This is a genomic window from Psychrobacter sp. 1Y10 (genome assembly GCF_052259005.1).
Lineage (GTDB): Bacteria > Pseudomonadota > Gammaproteobacteria > Pseudomonadales > Moraxellaceae > Psychrobacter > Psychrobacter saeujeotis.
Genome location: NZ_JBQQES010000001.1, coordinates 370,728 through 391,290, shown reverse-complemented (window position 1 = coordinate 391,290; position 20,563 = coordinate 370,728). Strand labels below are relative to the sequence as shown.

Sequence of the window (20,563 nt, the reverse complement as noted above, 5' to 3'; positions counted from 1 at the left end):
TGTACTTTTAGTACCTGTTTAACGATAAAGCACTCATACAGCTCCATTGTTAATAGGGTTTTTCGTATTGACTATACAAGCCATTAAAGACCACAGCCTTTCAAGATAAACGGTACCAAAAACTCAGCCGCTCGTGCTTCATCTTGCTTATCATAAGCATTTTTCTCCATTAGACCGACGATTTCTGTTTCAAATTCAGCATACCTTTGAGTTGTCGCCCAAATCAGAATCAGCAATTGTAATGGATCAACAACGCTTATTTTGCCTTGTTCATGCCATGTCTTCATTACCTGCGTTTTATCCAGTGCCCACTCTTTCATCGTAGTCGACATAAAATCATGGAGGTGCGGTGCACCGCCGATGACCTCAAGCGCGAACAGCTTATGTCGGTTTGGATTGGCAAATGCCTGATGCAGCTTGGTACGTACAAACTTTTCGATAACGACTTTGGGATCACTATCCACTGTCATGGTAATCAGCCCCTCGTTCCATTCTTGAATAATAGAATGCAGCACAGCCTTGTACAGATTTTTTTTATTTTTAAAATAATAATGAATATTGGCTTTTGGTAACCCTGCTCGATCAGCGATACCTTGCATGGTGGCACCGCGATAGCTTTGTAGAACAAACTCCTCTTCAGCCGCTGACAAAATCAGTGCCTGATTTTGCGCGCGTATATCTTGTTGACTACGATGAGTATATGCTTCAAAGGCGGATGAGATGTTTTCTTGATTTTGATGAGCCATATTTTAAACCATTAGGTATTATTGTTGAGTAGCTATGTTCTGGTGAACAAATGAGTTGAATTGTTGGTTTTTATAGAACAATTTTTAGTTTTTATAGAACATAGTAAGATAAATACAAGTATTTCGCATAAAGTAGTTGACCAAATGGTCAGGTTTAAGCAGAATAGGTAATATTAAAGCAATAACTACTTAAGTAATACTACTTTTGTATAAAAAGAAAAGGATTTCGTTGTGAGCTTAACTTTACAGCAATTTAATACTCTCTCGCAAGAAAAGGCGACCTCATGTCTCTTAACCTGTTGCACGAGCACCAGCTGGGCACAGAAAGTGGCGAATGCTCGTCCTTTTACAGATATAGATGCTTTACTCACTTATAGCGATGAAGCATGGCAACAGGCTCAAACGACTGAAGCAAATCTGCTTGAGGCCTTTGACGGTCATCCGCAAATCGGTAATGTCGACTCACTAAAAGAAAAATACCGCAATACTCAAGATAGCGCTGCGCATGAACAATCAGGCGCAAATGATGCCGAGGATGATGTGATTGCAGCACTGGCTCAAGGTAATCAAGACTATCTAGATAAGTTTGGTTTTATCTTTATCGTATTTGCCACGGGTAAAAGCGCACAGCAAATGCTGGACCTATTGTTAGCACGCCTACCAAACGATCGCGCTACTGAGCTGGTTAATGCTGCTAATGAGCAAAACAAAATTACGCGTTTGCGCCTACAAAAACTACTGGGCACAGCTTAACTTAAACTTCGTCTTACTTGTACAATAAATAAAAGGAATTATCATGTCAGGTACTCTCTCATCACATATCTTAGACACCCATCTTGGCAAACCTGCCGCTGACATCGCTGTGACGCTCCATCGTGTAAACGCAAGCGGTGAGGCATCACTATTGGCCAAGGGGGTCACCAACGCTGATGGTCGCGTAGCACCAGATAGCTGGTCTTTTGACCCGACTATTGACATTGCCGAATATCATTTAGATGTTGGTCGTTATACATTAACGTTTGATACTCAAACTTATTTTGACGCACAAAAGCTAACAGCTTTTTATCCGCAAGTGGTTATCGATTTTATGATAAGTGACAATGGTCATTATCATATACCGCTATTACTAAGCGCACATGGCTACAGTACCTATCGCGGTTCGTAAAAATTATTACATTTCAGTGTAAGAACATACTGAATGAAAGAACATTGGACAAAAGGACATTTGCCATATGGGTGCATATCTTCTCGATTGGGTCGCTTTATTTTTTCGCTGGTTTCACGTTATTGCTGGAATTGCATGGATTGGTGCGTCCTTTTATTTTGTTTGGTTAGATCTTAGCCTTCGTAAGCCACCACAATGGAAAACCGACAAAGGTATTTCAGGCGACTTATGGGCTGTACATGGCGGCGGTTTCTATGAGATTGCTAAATATAAGCTTGAACCTGAAGAGATGCCCAAAACTTTGCATTGGTTTAAATGGGAAGCTTATACGACATGGTTGACGGGCATGGCGATGCTTTCTATTGTTTATTATGCCAACGCCACCGCTTATCTCATCGACCCAAGCAAAATCGCTTTTGGTAGTGGCATTGGTGCCATATCAACAAGCTTACTATTTTTATTTGGCAGTTACTTTATTTATGAAGTGATTGTTCGCAGTCATCTAGGCAAAAATGCCTTTGTATTTAGCTCGACTATCTTTACCTTATTAATTATTGCAACGTGGGGTTCGTATCAGCTGTTCAGCGATCGCGCGTCCTTTATTCATATTGGTGCCATTTTAGGTACTGTGATGGCAGGTAACGTATTCTTTGGCATCATGCCAGCTCAGCGAGCACTTGTAGATTGTGTGCGGCGCGGTGAAAAACCAGGTAAAGAAGTTGCTGATCTAGCTCTACAAGCAAAAAACCGTTCACTGATGAACAACTATTTTACCTTACCGCTTATTTTTACCATGATTAGTAACCACTATCCGATGATGTATTCTCATGAGCATGGTTGGTTAATCTTAGTATTTGTAGGTATTATCACAGCCCTTGTAAGACACTATTTTAACCAAAAGCATTTAGGTAATACTCAAACAAAATTCTTATGGATTCCTGCGCTATTAACGTTATTATTAATTATTTGGATGCGTCCAGCCCCAATTAAGCCATTGCCTGCTGCTACAGCTCCAGTCGCTGCTGCACCTGCAGTGACTGACAGCACGCCACCGACTGCTAGTACAGATACTGAAGTAGAAAATGCTGCAGCCGTTGACACGACCAGTACTACTGACAGTGCTAATGATAGTAGCGCTGCTGAAACTGTACCAGTTACCGCCTCAGCTGACGATGCTATCATGGCTGTCGTGCATACGCGCTGTAGTACGTGTCATGCCGTGCAGCCGACTCAACAAGGATTTGCTGCCCCGCCAGCAGGCATCATCCTTCAAACGCCTGAAGATATGAAAATTCACAAAGCCAAAATCGTCACTGCAGTACAAAGTGGCTATATGCCTCTAGGCAACATTACGCAATTAACGGATGAAGAACGTCAGCAGATCGTCGCTTACACTTCAGGTTTGTAGTTTTCAAATACCGACTCTTATGGTGTAAGTAATAATGCTAAGCTCATGATTACTTACCGTTTACAACGTTGTCGCTATTCATTCAGTTAAGTCAAAAATTATCTTGACCAATGACTTAGACATCCTTAAAGTGTTAACAATGGATATTATTAAGTGTTAACAATCTCAGTTACGATTGACTCTAATCTAAAGGAAGAAAAGGATGTCTAATAATGAGCGACAAGGAAGTCAGCAGAATACTCATAAGAACACGGCTCTCTATGACTGTAATAAGTTTAATCCCGAGCGTAAAAGCTCCAGATTATACAATGAAGATTTAGCACCGTTACAGCCAGAACAGCGCAACTGGGGCTGGTTTGCGATATTTAATGTCTGGTCTAATGACATCCAAAGTTTATTTGGTTATACCCTTGCTGCGTCTTTGTTTTTGAGCTATGGTTTGAGTGGTTGGTGGGTTATGGCAGCCATTATCTGTTCAGGCTTTATCGTCATGTGGATGGTGAACTTAACTGGTAAGCCTAGTGTCAAATATGGTATTCCTTTTCCTGTATTGATACGTGCCAGCATGGGCATCAACGGTGCCAATTTACCTGCTATTTTACGCGCTATTATCGGTATCTTCTGGTATGGGGTGCAGACCTACTTTGCCTCGACCGCAGTCGCCATCTTATTGGCAATCTTTATAGGCAGTCCGGATACAACATTTTTAGGTTTAAACAGTACCGCATGGATTGCTTTTGTGATTGTTTGGGTATTTCAGATTCTGCTATTTTGGGCAGGTATTGAGCCAATCAAGCACTTTTTAAATTGGGCAGGTCCCCTGGTTTATGTTGTGATGGTCGTCCTTATGGCGGTTATTTGGTATCAGTCAGGTTCTGAGTTGCTACCAGCCATCAACTCTATCTTTGCAAGTGGCAGTGATTACAGTGGAAACTCCATCCAAGCATTTACTGCTATCGTCGGTACGATGGTTGCTTACTTTGCCGCAGTCGTCATCAACTTCGGGGATTTCTCACGCTTTCTACGCAGCGAGCGTGATATGCGCTTAGGTAACTTAGTGGGTCTACCCATTAATATGGTGTTTTTCTCTTTCATCGCTTTGGTCATTACTGCTGGTACCTTGGTCATATTTGGTGAAGCGTTGACCAATCCATCGGACATTGTTGATAGAGTGGACACCCTCTCCTTGACTATTGTTGCGGCGGTGACCTTTTTTGCTGCTACGGTCGGTATCAATATGGTCGCAAACTTTATTCCTCCAGCTTACGATTTGGCCAATTTGTTCCCTAAACATATTAACTTTCGTAGGGGCGGCTTAATCACTGCTATTATCGCCTTCTTTGTTGGCGCACTGTGGTTATCATTCATCAGTAAGATCGGTATTGTTGGTTTTGTCAATGCTGTCGGTGCCATCATCGCTCCATTTTTTGGAATCTTGGTAATCGATTACTACCTGATTAAACGTCAACATATCGATATGAATGATTTGTTTTCTGATCAGCCAACAGGCGCTTATTATTACTACAAAGGCTGGAACATTCGTGCGCTTATCGCCTTTGCCATCGGTGCTTTATTCTCTATTGCCACGGTGCTGATACCAGCGCTTACCAAGCTTGAAGGCTATGGTTTCTTGTTAGGTGCCGCATTAGGGGGTGTCGTATATTGGGTCTTGATGCGCTCTTATGCAGTAGATCCTGACACAATAGTAGAATGAGAACCACAGTATAAAAATAAGCCTGCTTGTAAAAGTCAGTACAAACGATCTTATCTTTGTACTGACTATTTGCTCAATAGGCGTTGCTACAATATCAAAACGGTTAGATCACTAATGAAGCCTACTCATAACGCTCAATCGATAACATTCAACTCGTAATAAATACGCGATAACGCTCTATTATATTTTTATCGCGTTCTTATCCTCTTTTAGTTAGTAAGTTTCGAGCGACTATACTGCTCTGTTTTTATAAAGGATTAAACAAAATGACAAAAAAGATTACCAGCGATTTTAATCATGATGCCTACCCCCGCGATCTAAAAGGCTATGGTGCCAATCCGCCACAAGTAAACTGGCCAGGCGGTGCAAGAATAGCGGTGCAGTTCGTCCTAAATATCGAAGAGGGCGCAGAAAACAGTGTCATGCATGGCGATGGTCAGTCTGAGCGCTTTTTATCGGATGTTTTAGGGACACCAGAATTTAACAACCGTCACCAGTCTATCGAGTCTGCCTTTGAATACGGTAGCCGTGTGGGCGTTTGGCGAGTGTTAGATGTTTTTAAAGAATATGGTCTACCAATTACCACCTTTACTTGTGCTTCTGCTGCTGAAAAGACACCGCACATTATTGAGCGTGTTTTAGAAGACGGGCATGAGGTGGCAAGCCACGGACTACGCTGGATCACTTATCAATACATGTATCGTGAGACGGAGCGTGAACATGTACGCCGAGCAACTGAAATCTTTAATCGCATGCTCGGTGGTCAGCCACTAGGTTGGTACACTGGGCGTGATAGCCCTAATACACGTGAGCTGGTCGCTGAGCAAGGTGGCTATATCTACGACTCTGATTCCTACGCTGATGAACTACCTTACTGGCTCAATGTGAAGGTAGAAGAAGGCAGTCAGCTAACCCGCAAGCCGCATTTGGTTATTCCTTATACCCTTGAAACCAACGATATGCGTTTTGCGTCAAGTCCAGGATTTACCAATGCTGAACCCTTTTATCAGTATTTAAAAGACAGTTTTGATACCCTTTATGAAGAAGGTGCCAAAGAAGGCAAAAACGCACCAAAAATGCTAACCATTGGCTTGCATTGCCGTATTATTGGCCGTGCTGGCCGTATTACTGCGCTCAAACAATTTTTAAAATACATCACCAGCAAGCCTGATGTTTGGGTCTGCCGCCGCGATGAAATCGCCAAACATTGGTACGAAAATCATCCTGCCACAGATGACAATACTGCTAATTGGATGTAATCTATAATGAATGACATTGTTAATTGTCATAAAGGTGAACTTATGAAAACTACGATAATTGCTCAGCCTTTAACTAAAGCTGCATTTAAGCCATATGGCTCAGTGATTGAGCCTTATAGCGATGAAGAAAAAACCCCCGAAAATAGCTGGGATATCAATCGCGGTTATGCTTGTCGTCATGACTCCATCACAAAAGTTGCTCTTGACGGCGGAGAGGTTGGTCTTAGTATATTCCGTACTAAAAGACGTGATTGCCCTATTACTCTATCAGTTATGGAATATCATCCGTTTGGTACACAAGCTTTTTTTTCTATGAATTCAACAGACTATTTAGTCGTCGTGGCCAAACCAGGCGATCCACCTAAATCAGCTGATGATTTAGAAGTTTTTTATGCTTATTCGCATCAGGGCGTTCAATATGACGCTAACGTTTGGCATCATCCGCTACTTGCTCTAAACGCTGATTGTGACTTTTTAGTTATCGATCGCATTAATGGTGAGGGCAATAACTGCCATGAATTTGAGATTGATGATTGGGAAGTTTGCATTGATGTCGCTACTGAGCAAGCTAGGTCAAATAGAGCAAAGGCTAATACTGTTTAGAAGTTAGATGATTCATAATTTTACAGATATAACTCCTCTTTGCTCTATGAGTTTAAATACAAATTTATCGTGACACAAAACTGCTAAGGAACATCAATTATGTCAACAAAAAGTACTTATTACGCCCCTACAGGCGGCTTGCCTCCGCAAACGCAATTACTATCTGACCGCGCTATATTCACTGAAGCTTATGCCATCATTCCCAAACGTGTGCTCACTGATATTGTTATCAGCTACCTACCGTTTTGGCAAGGTATGCGCATGTGGGTGATTGCACGCCCACTGACAGGTTTTTCTGAAACTTTTTCACAATATATCGTCGAAGTTGAACCTAATGGCGGCTCAGAAAAACCTGAGCTAGATGCAAAGGCTGAAGGTGTCATATTCGTCGTCGAAGGTGAGATGGACATGACCATAGAAGGCGTATCACATCATCTTGAAGCGGGTGGATATGCATTTTTACCACCTGGTTGCAAATGGTCGTTGAAAAACAATGGCGACAAGCATGTTAAATTCCACTGGATACGTAAAGCTTATCAATTTGTAGAAGGTATTGATGTGCCTGAACCCTTTGTCACCAGCGATCACGAAGTCGAAGCGATTGAAATGCCAGGTACAGAAGGTGTATGGAAAACCACTAGATTTACAGAGCAATCAGACATGCGTCACGATATGCATGTAAACATTGTTACTTTCCAGCCAGGTGGTGTGATTCCATTTGATGAAACTCATGTGATGGAACATGGTTTATATGTACTAGAAGGTAAAGCGGTCTACCACTTAAACGCTGAGTGGGTAGAAGTTGAAGCGGGTGACTTTATGTGGCTGCGTGCGTTCTGCCCACAGTCTTGCTACGCTGGCGGTCCTGGACCGTTTAGATACTTACTCTATAAAGATGTGAACCGTCATATGCCGTTTATTCGTCCAGAACGATAGGTAACTTTGAGTAATAAGCGCTATAAATACATACTACTCCATAATAGAGCCAGCTAATAACCATTAGCTGGTTTTTTGTTTTTATAGCAAATTGAATCATAATAAAGTAGTTCTTTGATCAAGTACTGGTAAAACAATCAATAACTGTACTTGTTTTCCATGTACTATTGCACTAGAATACTGAAACAGTATATTATTCATCCTACTATCATAAAGATTAAATACCATGAGCATTGATCCCTATCACAGTTTATTAACTCATTTAGCAAATTGCAGTGACAGTACCGCTATTGACGTGTTATTTAGTGCGTTATTGACTGATAAAGAACAGCAAGAAATCGCCAATCGTATTCGTATTTTTGATCTATTAGCACACGGTATGACTCAGCGTGAGATATCTGAACAATTAGGCGTCGGTATTGCCACTGTCTCGCGTGGGGCCAAAGTGATGCAAAGTCATGATGTCAGTGCGCTACTAGCGACCCATAGACAAGATGCTTAATAAATAAGATCACACAACTTGAATCTATTTTTTGCCAATATTTATAAATCTCCTCGGACATTGTTATGAGCTCTTCTATATCCCAACATGATCATCCTGCTGCGATTGATATTCCCAGCAAACCACAACGCATCAAACTGACACAAGATATCGATTTTTTCGCGCTATTTAAACGTATTGAGCGTGCTTTTGAGACCTGTTATCTACTCGAGTCATTGGGCGAAGATGGTCATATGGCACGTCACCATGCCATCGGTTTTGATCCAGTTATGACTATCGCAGCCATTGACCGCACTACCCTGGCTATCACTGATAATAAAACAGCGAATACCAAACATTATCAGACTGGCAACCCTTACCAGTTGCTGCGAAAAATTACGCCGCAGCATGTCATTGCTCGTGACCAAAGCGGTGGGCTGGTCGGCTATTTAGGTTATGACAGTGTCAATTTTTTTGAGCCAAGTCTTAATGCTAAGCCCAGTGACGATTTTGAACCCTTTAAATTTGGCGTGTATTTAGATGGATTGACGCTAGACAAAATGACCGGGGAAATCTTCTATTTTTATTACCCGACTGCTCAGCAAGACAATCGTATTGAGCAAATCAAAGCCCTACTTGATGAGCCAGCGCCTAGCTATGAAGCGCCCAGAGTTGATTTTTTGGGCGATGGCATGAGTTCAGAAGAACATGCCAAGGTAGTGATGCAGGTCAAAGAAGACATTATCTCTGGTCGTATTTTTCAGTGCGAGGTCGGCTTTAAGTCAAAGTACCGTATCGTTGGTGACAAAATGCCGATTTATGAAAAGCTACGGGCGGTCAATCCGTCACCACATATGTATTTTATGAAATTTGCCGAGCAGTGCATCATTGGTGCCTCCCCTGAGCTGCTGTTTCGCTTACGTCAAGGTGAGATGGAGACCTACCCACTCGCAGGCACCGCTAAGCGTGGCGTCGATATAGTGGAGGACCGTAAGCTTGCTCGTGCCTTACTAAATGATGCTAAAGAGATTGCCGAGCACAATATGCTTGTTGACCTGCACCGTAATGATATCGGCCGCGTCGCGCGCTTTGGCACGGTAAAAGTACGCAGTCTAATGGACATCAAACGCTTCTCACATGTCCAGCACATTTCTTCTGAAATCGTTGGGATTTTGCACCCTAATGAAGATATGTTTAGCGCTCTAGCCAGCAACTTTCCCGCTGGCACCTTATCAGGGGCACCAAAAGTAGAGGCTATTAAGGTCATCAATGAGTTAGAGCCTGATGGTCGCGGTGCTTATGGCGGCGCGCTTGGTTCGTTTAATTTTAATGGCGATTGTATTTTTGCTATTCCTATTCGTAGTCTATTTATCAATGGTGAATCCGCTTACGCGCAAACTTGCGGCGGCAATGTCTACGACTCCAACCCTGCTGATGAATATCTTGAGATTCAGCGTAAGCTTTCTGCCATGAAAGTGGTGTTAGACAGCTTTATGACCGCCTAACTTTCCTATATCTCAGTAAAGAGCTTATGACTTATGAACGTTTTAATTATCGACAACTACGACTCCTTTACCTTTAACTTATATCAATATATCGGCGAGATTTTGCAAACCATGGATGATGATAAAGACGGCACTAACGCTGCAAACGTCATCGTTAAACGCAACAACGAGATTACTTTGCCTGACGTACAAGCGATGAATCTTGACCGTATTATCATCTCACCCGGCCCTGGCTCCCCCGATGATCCAGCCTATTTTGGCATCTGTGCAGAAGTAATTGAGACACTGGGTAAGACGGTGCCACTACTGGGTGTTTGCTTAGGCATGCAAGGTATCGCTCATGTATTTGGCGGAGATGTGGTTCAAGCTAGCGTACCGATGCATGGCAAAGTCTCAGCCATTCGCCATGATGACGCAGGTGTCTACCAAGGCTTGCCGCAAGAACTTGAAATCATGCGCTACCACTCACTTATGGTACGAGCAGATACTTTGCCTGAGTGTTTAAGCGTCACAGCTGTCATTGCAAATGATGCATACCATCATTTAAGCTTGGCTGAGTCAGCGCTTGCAGGAGATGAGATTATGGGATTGCAGCATAAAGAATACCCAATTCAGGGCATGCAGTTTCACCCTGAGTCCTTTGCCACCGAAGGCGCCAAACGGCTACTTACCAATTTTTTATTGCAAGTGTAGTTTGTTTTAAGTAAGTATAATTACGCGCTACTGGTATAGATACTCTTTACTTTCTGCCACTTCGCACTCGTCGCTGGTATCTATTTAATGATGACTTATCAACTTGTGTTAGCGCGTTAGTCACACTTTCATGATAGACTGAAAAGACGAACAAAAGGCAGCCTTTAATCAGGTTGTCTTTTATTATTTCAGCATGGTAATGAAGAAAAAGCTTGAAGAGGTTGTTTTTCGAGTTTGATAATACATAACAATAGAGAGCGATATGGCAAATACTGATAGCATAATGTCAGCGCGGCAATCGTGGATAGGCACCATCCAAATCATTACAGCCGCTGTCTGTTGGGGTACTTTGGGAATATTTTCTACCTACCTCAATCAAATCGGCTTTAGTGGCTGGCAGATTACTATCTTGCGCGTCGTGACTGCCGCTCTTCTTATTCTTGTTATGCTACCAAAACTATGGCCCTATTTAATCAAACTGCGTCCAAAGCAGTGGCTGGGACTGGCGCTGCAATCGTTGATTGGCGTACTGGGTATGTCGATCTGTTATTTCTTTGCCGTTATTTATGTCGGTGCTGGCCCTGCAGTCTCTCTGCTTTATACTGCACCTGTTTTTAGTCTGTTATTTTCGGCTTTTTTATTAAACGAGTCTATTACACGGCAGTCGGCATTACTGGCACTCATGGCGGTATTTGGTGTGGGATTAACGATGCTTGGTGATGAGGCGCAAATCAATTGGGGTATCGTGCTCGGACTGCTATCAGGTGTGTGTTATTCCCTATATGGCGTACTTGGCAAACGCGCTATGCACTACGCTCATCCCGCACCTTTAGTGTTTTTTACCTCTATCATCATCAGTGCAAGCGTATTGCTCTTATTGCCCGAGACCTATAGAACTTACGAGCAATTACTAAGCTTGCCACTACGTACCTGGGGCTACGCTTTAGGACTGTCTTTGATTGGGACAGTGGCGCCCTTTGCACTTTACATGAAAGCATTGGTAAAACTTCCCGCCACGCGAGCATCGGTGTTTACTATCTTTGAGCCATTGACTGCCATTGCGTTAGCAATACTACTACTACATCAATCATTGTCGTGGATACAGTATGTGGGCGTGGTACTCATTTTGCTGGCAGCTTTATTAAATGCTCTCTTAAACGGTACGACGACTCGTGTACCGCGTTGGCTAAAAAGACGACAAAAAGTGTAGTGATTAAAAGTTGTGAGCGCTTATAGTCGATAAAGAGCTAAACCCTTAGCCATGATATTATCGTTAAAGAGGTGTTACTTCTATTACTTCATCGTTTACTAGAAAAGAAGGTTTTGAGCCGTCAGAATTCAATAGATAATTGTGGCTGTTTTAGCGACACTACTGCTCTATACGCTGTAAGAACGCTTGTGTACGTGGGTGTGTTGATAGCTCAAACATCTGCTTGGCACTACCCTCTTCGACCACATAACCGTCTTCAATTAAAACCACATGATCTGCCACTTCACGAGCAAAGTTAATCTCGTGGGTCACCACGACCATCGTCCAGCCTTCAGATGCCAGCTGCTTCATGGTCTCAAGCACGTCTTGCACTAGCTCTGGATCAAGTGCAGACGTTGGCTCATCGAACAACAATAATGACGGCTCGATCGCCAGCGCCCGCGCGATACCGATACGCTGCTGCTGGCCACCAGACAGCTGAAAGGGATACAGGTCAGCTTTTTCAGATAAACCAACTTTCTTTAGCAATGCTAAAGCTTGCTCGCGAGCTTGCGCTTTACTCTGACCTTGTACGATAGTCGGTCCGAGCATCAAGTTTTCAATCGCCGTCTTATGCGGAAACAAATTATAAGACTGAAACACCATACCAGATTTGCGTTGTAGCGCCAGTAGTGCTTTTTTCTTAGGGTTAGTAGCAAAATCAATCGTCAAACTGTCATCATCAAAAGCAATGACACCTTGATCAGGAATCTCTAGCGCATTTAAGCAGCGTAAAAAAGTTGTTTTACCTGACCCTGATGGCCCAAGTATCACCACTACCTTACCTTTTTCGATGGTCAAGTCGATGCCTTTGAGCACTTGATTATGACCAAAGGCTTTGTGAATATTGGTGACTTGAATCATAAAGGTTCCTGTTGTGCTAATAATACTAAAACTGCTGGTGAATGAGTCAATGAACTACTTAGCCACGTAACGATCAAGCCTAGTTTCAAGCTTACCTTGAATAAAGGTCAAGAACAGACAAATACCCCAATATATAAATGCCGCTTCGGTATAGACCAGCATAAACTCGTAGTTACGTGCGGTGATAATCTGGGCTTCTTTAAACAACTCGGTAACCAGTACCAGTGAGGCCAATGAGGTGTCTTTGACCAAACTGATAAAAGTATTGGATAACGGTGGTACCGATACCCGTAGTGCTTGCGGCAAGATCACATGGCGAAAGGTCTGCAAATACGTCAAGCCAACGGTTGACCCTGCTTCCCATTGGCCTTTAGGAATCGATAAAATCGCTGCACGCACGGTCTCCGATGCATAGGCTCCAATATTCAATGAAAAGGCGATAATCGCTGAGGGAAACGGATCAAGCTTGAGGCCAACGCTTGGCAAACCATAAAAGATAATAAATAGTTGTACCAGCATCGGTGTACCGCGAATAGCAGACACATAGATGCGAGCCAGTCTATAGATAATCTTATGAAACCAGCCTGTCCGCGGCACAATACGAATGAGCGCAACTGTCAGCGCAATCATCATACCAATAGCAAATGATATCAATGCCAGCGGTATCGAATAATAAATACCGCCTTTTAGCATCGGCCAAAAAGAATCAATAACGATTTGCGCCCGATCAGGACTCATAAACGGCAACAATGCCAATAAATCAGCCAACATCGACGTTATAGACGCTAGCATTATTTTTGTTGACTTATATCAGCACCAAAGAACTCTTCGCTAAGCTCAGTCAACGTGCCATCTGCTTGCAACTCACCCATCGCTTCATTCAGCTTTTCTACGACAGCATCATCACCTTTTAGCAGTATTAAACCTGAACCACGCTGCTCACTAGCAGGAGCCTCCAATTTAATCTCTAGGCCGCTGTCTGGGAATTTTTTTAGGTAGTCTAGTACAGCAAGTTGGTCATTCATTGTGAAATCAGCACGGTCCTGCTTCACCAGCTGGATTGCTTGCGCCATTCCATCAACAGGAACGATTTCTGCTTCATAGCGCTCTGCCATTTCACCATAGTTACTGCTCAATGATTGCGCGCTACGCAGACCCTTCAATGCTTCCCATGAGCTATAACGATTGTCATCGGTTGCTGCTAAGACGACAGCACCTGACCAGCTATAAGGTTGAGCGAGGTCGTATTTCGCTTGGCGCTCAGGCGTCGTCAAGCTTACTTGGTTGGCGACTATATCAAAACGCTCAGAATCAAGGCCTGCCAGCATGGCATCCCACTGGGTTTCTTTAAACTCAACGTCAACGCCTAGCTTGTCAGCGACTGCACGAGTCACTTCGACATCATAACCAGTTAGCTGTCCGCTTTCATCGTGATAAGTGAACGGTGGGTAAGTACCTTCTGTACCGACATTGATCGTGCCGCCGTTATTGATACGTTGTAGCAAATCGGAGCCTTCGGTTGCAGCATTATCGGTCGCACTGGTTTCCGCTTCATTGGTAGGTGACTGACCACAAGCGGCAAGCAGTACGGTACTGGCAGCAAGGGCTAAAAGATTACGACGTTTCATAAGGCGTCCTTATAAGGTAAGAAAATAATGTAATGAGCGGACCAAGTTAAACAAACCATCGATGTTGCCGCAAAATATAACTCACTCTTGGCAATATCCTACTCTGGCTGCCCGATTTGAGGGTATTATTTGTGTCTTTCAATACCATTTTATAGTATTTTTTTGGAATAAGCTTTTTGTATTAAAACGTGATTCAATAGAACCAAGCGTTAATGGTTGATAATCGTCTGCTATTTATAACTTATCTTATTACAACTTGGCAAGAATGACCGTACGAAAACAGTGACCTTACGTAAGAAGGTTAAAGTTTGCCGGAGAATTGATAACGATCCCCTGCATGCCACATCTTTACAAAGGTCAGCACCCGTCCTGCCGAATAAGTCTGACGGCGCAGTACTAACGTTGGTGACTGCGGTGCAATTTGTAGCGCATCAGCGATCTTATCAGGTGCTGCTAAGGCGCGAATGGTATAGTTACCGCGCTCAAGCGGGCTTTTGGCAATCAGATAATCGCTGGTGTTCACCATGCTAAAGTCTTGCTCAATGAATTCTGGTACTTTTGTCGCATCAACCCAGCGCTCTTCGAACTGTATCGGCTGACCATCCGCAAAGTGAATGATTTTTACTTCATATAAAACAGCTGCCTCAGTGCTATCAGTATTGCTATCAATGCTATATGAGTCAACGTTCTTTGCATTAGTGGCCTTAGAGTTAGAGGGCACGACTGCTTCATCAATACCAAATTTACGGCGCATTTCATCATCTAACATGCTCGCGGTAATAGCGCGTTTGCTCACCACTTGTGCCTGATAGTCACGATTGGCTGATTTTAAGTCTTGAGCAATATTACGCACTTCTACAAAGGTATGATTGAACTGCTGCTGTGCAACAAACGTCCCTGACCCTTGCCTGCGTTCTAACACCCGCTCCTCACTTAGTTCTTTTAAGGCGCGGTTTACTGTCATTCGCGATACGCCAAACTCTTCCGCCAACGCCATTTCGGTGGAGATAGCTTCGCCCGCCTGCCACTTTCCAGAATGGATATTATCCAATATTGCGTTTTTAATCCGCTGATATGCTGGAACTGTTTTTGTCATGTCACGCTTCACCTTTGTCATGCTCGTCTTTAACCGCCGACTGCAACTATACAGGTATGCAGCTATAAAAGTGCTGACATAATATCATGACCATTATCATAATCACCATGAGAACAGCCTATCTAACAAAGCAACTTCATAAATAATTTAACTATTTATAAAAAAATGCTTGCATGAAAAAATAATCTTTGATAATTTGTATATACAACTTATTCATTATACCAAATAATGCTACTACCAAAATGTCACCAGCAAACTGTATAGATAATCACAAGGATATGATCATGACTACCGACAATGAAATAAGCAACAACGGCACCAGCAACAATAATGAATTTACGCGTCGTGATGAGAGTCGCAACATTGCTGCACCGACTGGCAGTACATTAAATTGCAAAAGCTGGCTGACCGAAGCGCCTTATCGCATGATTCAAAACAACCTACATCCTGATGTGGCCGAAAACCCAAAAAGCTTGGTTGTGTATGGCGGTATCGGACGTGCAGCCCGTAACTGGGAAAGCTATGATCAAATCTTAGCGTCACTCAAAGAACTAGAAGACGATGAGACCTTATTAGTGCAATCTGGCAAACCGGTCGGCGTCTTTCAAACTCATGAAAATGCACCGCGCGTATTGATTGCCAACTCCAACCTTGTCCCGCGCTGGGCAACGTGGGAGCATTTCAATGAGCTAGATCGCAAAGACCTATTTATGTACGGTCAGATGACCGCCGGTAGCTGGATATATATCGGCACTCAAGGCATCGTCCAAGGCACTTACGAGACCTTTGTCGAAGCAGGTCGTCAGCATTATGATGGCGACTGGAGCGGACGCTGGATTTTGACCGCAGGTCTTGGTGGTATGGGCGGCGCACAGCCATTAGCGGCGACCTTTGCCGGCGCGACTTCTCTAAACATCGAGTGCCAGCAGTCTAGTATTGATTTCCGTTTGCGTACTGGTTATGTCGATAAGCAAGCTGACAATCTTGACCATGCTTATGAGCTGATTAAGCAACATACGGATGCAGGTGAAGCTGTCTCAATCGCCCTACTTGGTAATGCTGCAGACATCTTGCCTGAGATGGTCAAGCGTGCCAATGCAGGCGAGATAAAACCTGACTTGGTTACTGATCAAACCTCAGCGCATGACTTGATTAATGGCTATCTACCAAGTGGCTGGACAGTTGAAGAATGGAAAACAGCACAAGAAAATCCGGACCAACATGCCGCATTAACCAAAGATGCCGCCGCGTCTTGTGCAGTACACGTACAGGCCATGCTAGATCTACAAGAAATGGATATCCCAACGACCGATTATGGTAATAACATTCGTCAAGTTGCCTTTGATGAAGGGGTAAAAAATGCCTTTAACTTCCCAGGTTTTGTCCCTGCTTATATTCGTCCGCTGTTTTGCCAAGGTAAAGGGCCATTCCGCTGGGTCGCATTATCAGGCGATCCAGAAGATATCTATAAAACCGATCAAAAAATTAAAGAGCTGTTCCCTGAAAATACCCATATTCATCGCTGGCTAGACATGGCAAAAGAGCGCATTCAATTTCAAGGCTTGCCAGCGCGTATCTGCTGGTTAGGTCTTGGTGAACGTGATAAAGCAGGCTTGGCATTTAACGAGATGGTGAAGAATGGCGAGTTAAAAGGCCCTATCGTTATCGGCCGTGACCATTTAGATACTGGTTCTGTTGCCAGCCCAAACCGCGAAACAGAAAGCATGAAAGATGGCTCAGACGCTGTCTCTGACTGGGCATTATTAAATGGCATGCTCAATGTTGCAGGCGGCGCCACTTGGGTGTCATTGCATCATGGCGGCGGCGTGGGTATGGGTTACTCGCAGCACTCAGGCATGGTCATCGTCGCTGATGGCACAGATGCCGCTGCCAAGCGCTTAGCAAGAGTACTGGTCAATGATTGCGGCTCAGGGGTGATGCGTCATGCGGATGCAGGCTATGAGCTGGCGATTAAAACAGCGAAAGACTATGGCTTAAATCTACCGATGATTAAATAGCTTGCCCTTGTCCTTATATGCTCAAATGATATAAGGACATCATCAACACTTTATCAAGGACGATAATATGTCTGAACGTGATATTTTGCCCCCAGGCAGCTCCGTGCCTAGAACCCCTCTAGACAGTCCAGCACCTGCTAGCCCGCCGCTTGAAAAGCTGCTGTCCAAACCTGTCGCGCTAATACAGCTAATCGTATTTAGTGCTATTGGTCTGGTGATGTTCTTTGTGCCCTTCACTATTGGTGAAAAGAGCACGATTTTATTTGATCATGGGGCAACTTATCTAGTCACTCAGCAGCACACCCTTGCTGTGTTTTTGCTATTTCTACTGATGATTTATGGCGTTGGCAAGCCCATTTATGATGGTTCATGGCGTAAAAATATCACCAATATGGTATTAACCGCCTTTAAGATTATCGGGCTAGTACTCGCCATCATGTATATCACTGATATGGCGCCTGCTATCATCATGGAAAAGGACATGTTGCCGTTTTTGTTTGAAAAACTGGCATTACCAGTCGGTATGATTGTCCCTATTGGCGCATTAATCCTCGCTTTTTTGCTCGGTTTTGGCTTGCTGGAGATGTTTGGGGTACTCATGCAGCCTATTATGAAGCCGATTTGGAAAACGCCCGGCTCATCAGCGATTGATGCGGTTGCGTCCTTTGTTGGCAGTTACTCTATTGGGCTACTTATTACCAATCGGGTCTTTCTGCAAAAGCAATATTCGGTCCGTGAAGCCGTCGTTATTGCTACTGGGTTTTCTACGGTATCGGCGGCCTTTATGGTCATCGTTGCTAAGACCTTAAGCTTAATGGCGTTTTGGAATCTGTTCTTTTGGTCGACCCTGATTATTACCTTTATTGTCACTGCCATTACTGCCCGTATTCCGCCTATCCGGGGTTTTGATGATAGTGCCAGCCGTCCAGATTTGGACAACCAACAAGGCAATCGCTTAGCAGCAGCTTATCATTTAGGACTAGCTACCTCACGCCGTGCGACTGACCTCAAACAAATTATGTGGTCGAACTTTCGCGATGGGGTGACGATGGCGGCAGCGATTGTGCCTTCTATCATCGCAGTAGGGTTGACAGGCCTTTTACTAGCCAAATATACGCCCGTCTTTGATGCATTAGGTTTGCTCTTGTATCCATTCACTTGGGTAACCGGTATGCCCGAGCCACTAGTTGCTGCTAAAGGCATGTCAGCGGGATTGGCTGAGATGTTCTTGCCTGCCCTATTGCTAACGGAAGCTGAGGTCTTAACCCGCTATGTGGCAGGCGTCGTTTCGATTAGTAGCGTACTGTTCTTTTCAGCGATGATTCCTTGTGTATTGGCAACTGAGATTCCGCTGTCAGTACCTAAGATGGTCATTATCTGGTTTGAGCGCGTGGTGCTTAGCATTCTAATCGCTGCGCCTTTCGGACATCTAGCGATATATTTAGGCTGGATCAGTTAGACCAACTAAAACTAGCCGAATTGGCTAAATAAATTTAGAAAGCATAGCTTTTAACGGTTTATAAACAACAACGCATAAACTAAAATGTATAGACAAAAAAATACAATTAATATAGCTCATAAAATTAGGATAACTCGCATGACTGATATCAAAAAACTAACCCTACACCCGCGCCAATTAAGCTTTGAGATGTTGCGCGATATTTATGAGCGACCTGTCATATTGACGTTACCTGACAGTGCTTATGAAGCGATAGATGCCTCACACGAAGATGTACGTACCATCATTGCGCGTGATAAGAGCGCTTATGGCATCAATACCGGTTTTGGCCTGTTAGCAAAAACCCGCATCAGTGATGATCAGCTTGAGCTACTCCAGCGTAACCTTATCGTTTCTCACTCGGTGGGCACTGGTGAGGCGCTACCAGACAACGTGGTCAGGCTAATTATGGTGATGAAAGTTGCCAGTTTAGCGCAAGGCGTCTCTGGCGTCCGCCGCGCTGTGGTCGATAGCTTACTTGGCTTAATTAATAATCAAATTACACCAAACATTCCTGCCAAAGGTTCAGTTGGCGCCTCTGGTGACTTAGCACCTTTATCGCATATGACGCTGGCGATGATGGGCGAAGGCGACGTCTATGTTGGCGGCAAAAAAGTACCTGCTGCTGATGCGTTAGCGCAGCATGGTCTTGAGCCCATTACCCTTGCGGCAAAGGAAGGTCTTGCCCTGATTAACGGCACCCAAGTATCCACCGCACTGGCATTGCGCGGTTATTTCTTAGCGCGAGATTTACTTGAGACAGCAACCATCGTCGGCTCCATGTCCATTGATGCCGCCAAAGGCTCGGATGCCCCATTTGACGCACGTATTCATGAAGTGCGTGGTCATCATGGTCAAATTGAAATTGCCAAAGCGCATCGTCAGCTGATTAAAGGCAGCGCTATCCGCGCATCGCATGATGGCGAACAGGACGATAGAGTACAAGACCCTTATTGCTTACGCTGCCAGCCACAAGTCATGGGTGCTTGCCTTGATATCATCAACCAAGCAGGAAAAACCTTATTAATTGAATCGAATGCGGTAACCGATAACCCACTTATCTTTAACAATGAAGATGGTCCAGTTGCTATCTCAGGTGGTAACTTCCATGCCGAGCCAGTTGCTTTTGCCGCAGACATTTTAGCCTTAGCGATTGCTGAGATTGGTTCTATGTCTGAGCGCCGTGTGGCTTTATTGATTGATGCAACCTTATCAGGCGGCTTACCACCATTCTTAGTTGATAATGCTGGGGTAAACTCAGGCTTTATGATTGCACACGTGACCGCAGCGGCGCTAGCCTCAGAGAACAAGTCTATCGCCCATCCTGGCAGTGTCGATAGCATTCCAACCTCTGCCAACCAAGAAGACCATGTATCGATGGCCACTTATAGCGCACGCCGTCTATACGAGATGGCGCAAAATACCGCCACCATTGTCGGCATTGAGCTATTGGCTGCTGGTCAAGGTATCGACTTCCATCGTGGACTAGATACTTCAGAGCCGTTACAGACAGCGCATCAGAAACTACGCGAGCAAGTCACTTTTTATGATAAAGATCGCTACCTAGCCCCTGATATTGAAGCGGCAAAGCAAATAGTATTAGATGGTACGCTCACCGAATATTGGCAGTCACTGCGTAGTGATTGGTATGAGTCTAAATAGCAAAATTTTATATATAAAACCCACTCTCAACCATCTAG

Annotated in this window: 19 protein-coding genes; 14 read left to right on the top strand and 5 right to left on the bottom strand. The window is 44.0% G+C overall.

All coding sequences use genetic code 11. The features are described 5' to 3' along the window. Window positions 1-83: 83 nt before the first annotated feature. Window positions 84-746, bottom strand: coding sequence for a TetR/AcrR family transcriptional regulator (locus ACTXGH_RS01695; RefSeq protein WP_439261682.1), 663 nt, complete (start codon window positions 744-746; stop codon window positions 84-86). 231 nt (window positions 747-977) lie between these two features. Here ACTXGH_RS01695 and uraD point away from each other — a divergent pair, with 231 nt between their 5' ends. From uraD to ACTXGH_RS01640, 11 genes are all read left to right on the top strand, one after another. Beyond that, window positions 978-1,499, top strand: a complete 522-nt coding sequence (uraD, locus tag ACTXGH_RS01690) for a 2-oxo-4-hydroxy-4-carboxy-5-ureidoimidazoline decarboxylase (RefSeq protein WP_439261683.1) — start codon at window positions 978-980, stop codon at window positions 1,497-1,499. 43 nt (window positions 1,500-1,542) lie between these two features. Next, window positions 1,543-1,911, top strand: coding sequence for a hydroxyisourate hydrolase (gene uraH, locus ACTXGH_RS01685; protein WP_299217180.1), 369 nt, complete (start codon window positions 1,543-1,545; stop codon window positions 1,909-1,911). A 67-nt stretch (window positions 1,912-1,978) separates the two neighbouring features. After that, window positions 1,979-3,319: a urate hydroxylase PuuD gene (locus ACTXGH_RS01680; RefSeq protein WP_439261684.1), complete on the top strand. Its 1,341-nt coding sequence runs from the start codon at window positions 1,979-1,981 to the stop codon at window positions 3,317-3,319. Between the two features lie 202 nt (window positions 3,320-3,521). Next, window positions 3,522-5,033: an NCS1 family nucleobase:cation symporter-1 gene (locus ACTXGH_RS01675; protein ID WP_439261685.1), complete on the top strand. Its 1,512-nt coding sequence runs from the start codon at window positions 3,522-3,524 to the stop codon at window positions 5,031-5,033. A gap of 266 nt (window positions 5,034-5,299) precedes the next feature. Continuing rightward, the gene (puuE, locus tag ACTXGH_RS01670) at window positions 5,300-6,292 is read left to right on the top strand and encodes an allantoinase PuuE (RefSeq protein WP_439261686.1); all 993 of its coding nucleotides are present in this window, start codon (window positions 5,300-5,302) and stop codon (window positions 6,290-6,292) included. A 42-nt stretch (window positions 6,293-6,334) separates the two neighbouring features. Next, on the top strand, window positions 6,335-6,895 hold the full coding sequence (locus ACTXGH_RS01665; RefSeq protein WP_439261687.1) for an ureidoglycolate lyase: 561 nt from the start codon (window positions 6,335-6,337) through the stop codon (window positions 6,893-6,895). 99 nt (window positions 6,896-6,994) lie between these two features. Further along, on the top strand, window positions 6,995-7,831 hold the full coding sequence (locus ACTXGH_RS01660) for a bifunctional allantoicase/(S)-ureidoglycine aminohydrolase (RefSeq protein WP_299217194.1): 837 nt from the start codon (window positions 6,995-6,997) through the stop codon (window positions 7,829-7,831). A gap of 226 nt (window positions 7,832-8,057) precedes the next feature. Further along, window positions 8,058-8,333, top strand: a complete 276-nt coding sequence (locus tag ACTXGH_RS01655) for a Trp family transcriptional regulator (RefSeq protein ID WP_439261688.1) — start codon at window positions 8,058-8,060, stop codon at window positions 8,331-8,333. Window positions 8,334-8,398: 65 nt separating this feature from the next. Further along, entirely contained in the window at window positions 8,399-9,817 is a 1,419-nt protein-coding gene (locus ACTXGH_RS01650; protein WP_439261689.1) for an anthranilate synthase component I family protein, read from the top strand. 33 nt (window positions 9,818-9,850) lie between these two features. Further along, window positions 9,851-10,510 carry an anthranilate synthase component II gene (locus ACTXGH_RS01645; protein WP_439261690.1) on the top strand — a complete coding sequence of 220 codons (660 nt, stop codon included), beginning with the start codon at window positions 9,851-9,853 and terminating at the stop codon, window positions 10,508-10,510. Between the two features lie 262 nt (window positions 10,511-10,772). After that, window positions 10,773-11,720, top strand: coding sequence for a DMT family transporter (locus tag ACTXGH_RS01640; protein ID WP_439261691.1), 948 nt, complete (start codon window positions 10,773-10,775; stop codon window positions 11,718-11,720). A 159-nt stretch (window positions 11,721-11,879) separates the two neighbouring features. Here the strand turns inward: ACTXGH_RS01640 and ACTXGH_RS01635 are convergent, their stop codons facing one another. The 4 genes from ACTXGH_RS01635 to ACTXGH_RS01620 form a co-directional block, all read right to left on the bottom strand. Next, a complete protein-coding gene (locus ACTXGH_RS01635) occupies window positions 11,880-12,623 on the bottom strand; it encodes an amino acid ABC transporter ATP-binding protein (protein ID WP_299217208.1) in 744 nt (247 codons plus the stop codon). Between the two features lie 54 nt (window positions 12,624-12,677). Next, window positions 12,678-13,415, bottom strand: coding sequence for an amino acid ABC transporter permease (locus ACTXGH_RS01630; RefSeq protein ID WP_439261692.1), 738 nt, complete (start codon window positions 13,413-13,415; stop codon window positions 12,678-12,680). Continuing rightward, the gene (locus ACTXGH_RS01625; protein WP_439261693.1) at window positions 13,415-14,251 is read right to left on the bottom strand and encodes an amino acid ABC transporter substrate-binding protein; all 837 of its coding nucleotides are present in this window, start codon (window positions 14,249-14,251) and stop codon (window positions 13,415-13,417) included. Before ACTXGH_RS01625 ends, ACTXGH_RS01630 begins: the two co-directional genes overlap by 1 nt. Window positions 14,252-14,552: 301 nt before the next feature. Beyond that, window positions 14,553-15,347 (bottom strand): UTRA domain-containing protein, encoded by a 795-nt coding sequence (locus ACTXGH_RS01620; protein WP_439295925.1) that lies wholly within the window; start codon window positions 15,345-15,347, stop codon window positions 14,553-14,555. Window positions 15,348-15,631: 284 nt separating this feature from the next. On the opposite strand from ACTXGH_RS01620, the gene hutU reads away from it, so the two are divergent. The 3 genes from hutU (at window position 15,632) to hutH (ending at window position 20,525) form a co-directional block, all read left to right on the top strand. Next, the gene (gene hutU / locus ACTXGH_RS01615) at window positions 15,632-17,365 is read left to right on the top strand and encodes a urocanate hydratase (protein WP_439295926.1); all 1,734 of its coding nucleotides are present in this window, start codon (window positions 15,632-15,634) and stop codon (window positions 17,363-17,365) included. Window positions 17,366-17,432: 67 nt separating this feature from the next. Continuing rightward, complete coding sequence (locus ACTXGH_RS01610) at window positions 17,433-18,824, top strand: YjiH family protein (protein WP_439295927.1); 1,392 nt, start codon at window positions 17,433-17,435, stop codon at window positions 18,822-18,824. A 138-nt stretch (window positions 18,825-18,962) separates the two neighbouring features. Next, window positions 18,963-20,525, top strand: a complete 1,563-nt coding sequence (hutH, locus tag ACTXGH_RS01605) for a histidine ammonia-lyase (RefSeq protein WP_439295928.1) — start codon at window positions 18,963-18,965, stop codon at window positions 20,523-20,525. Window positions 20,526-20,563 lie beyond the last annotated feature (38 nt).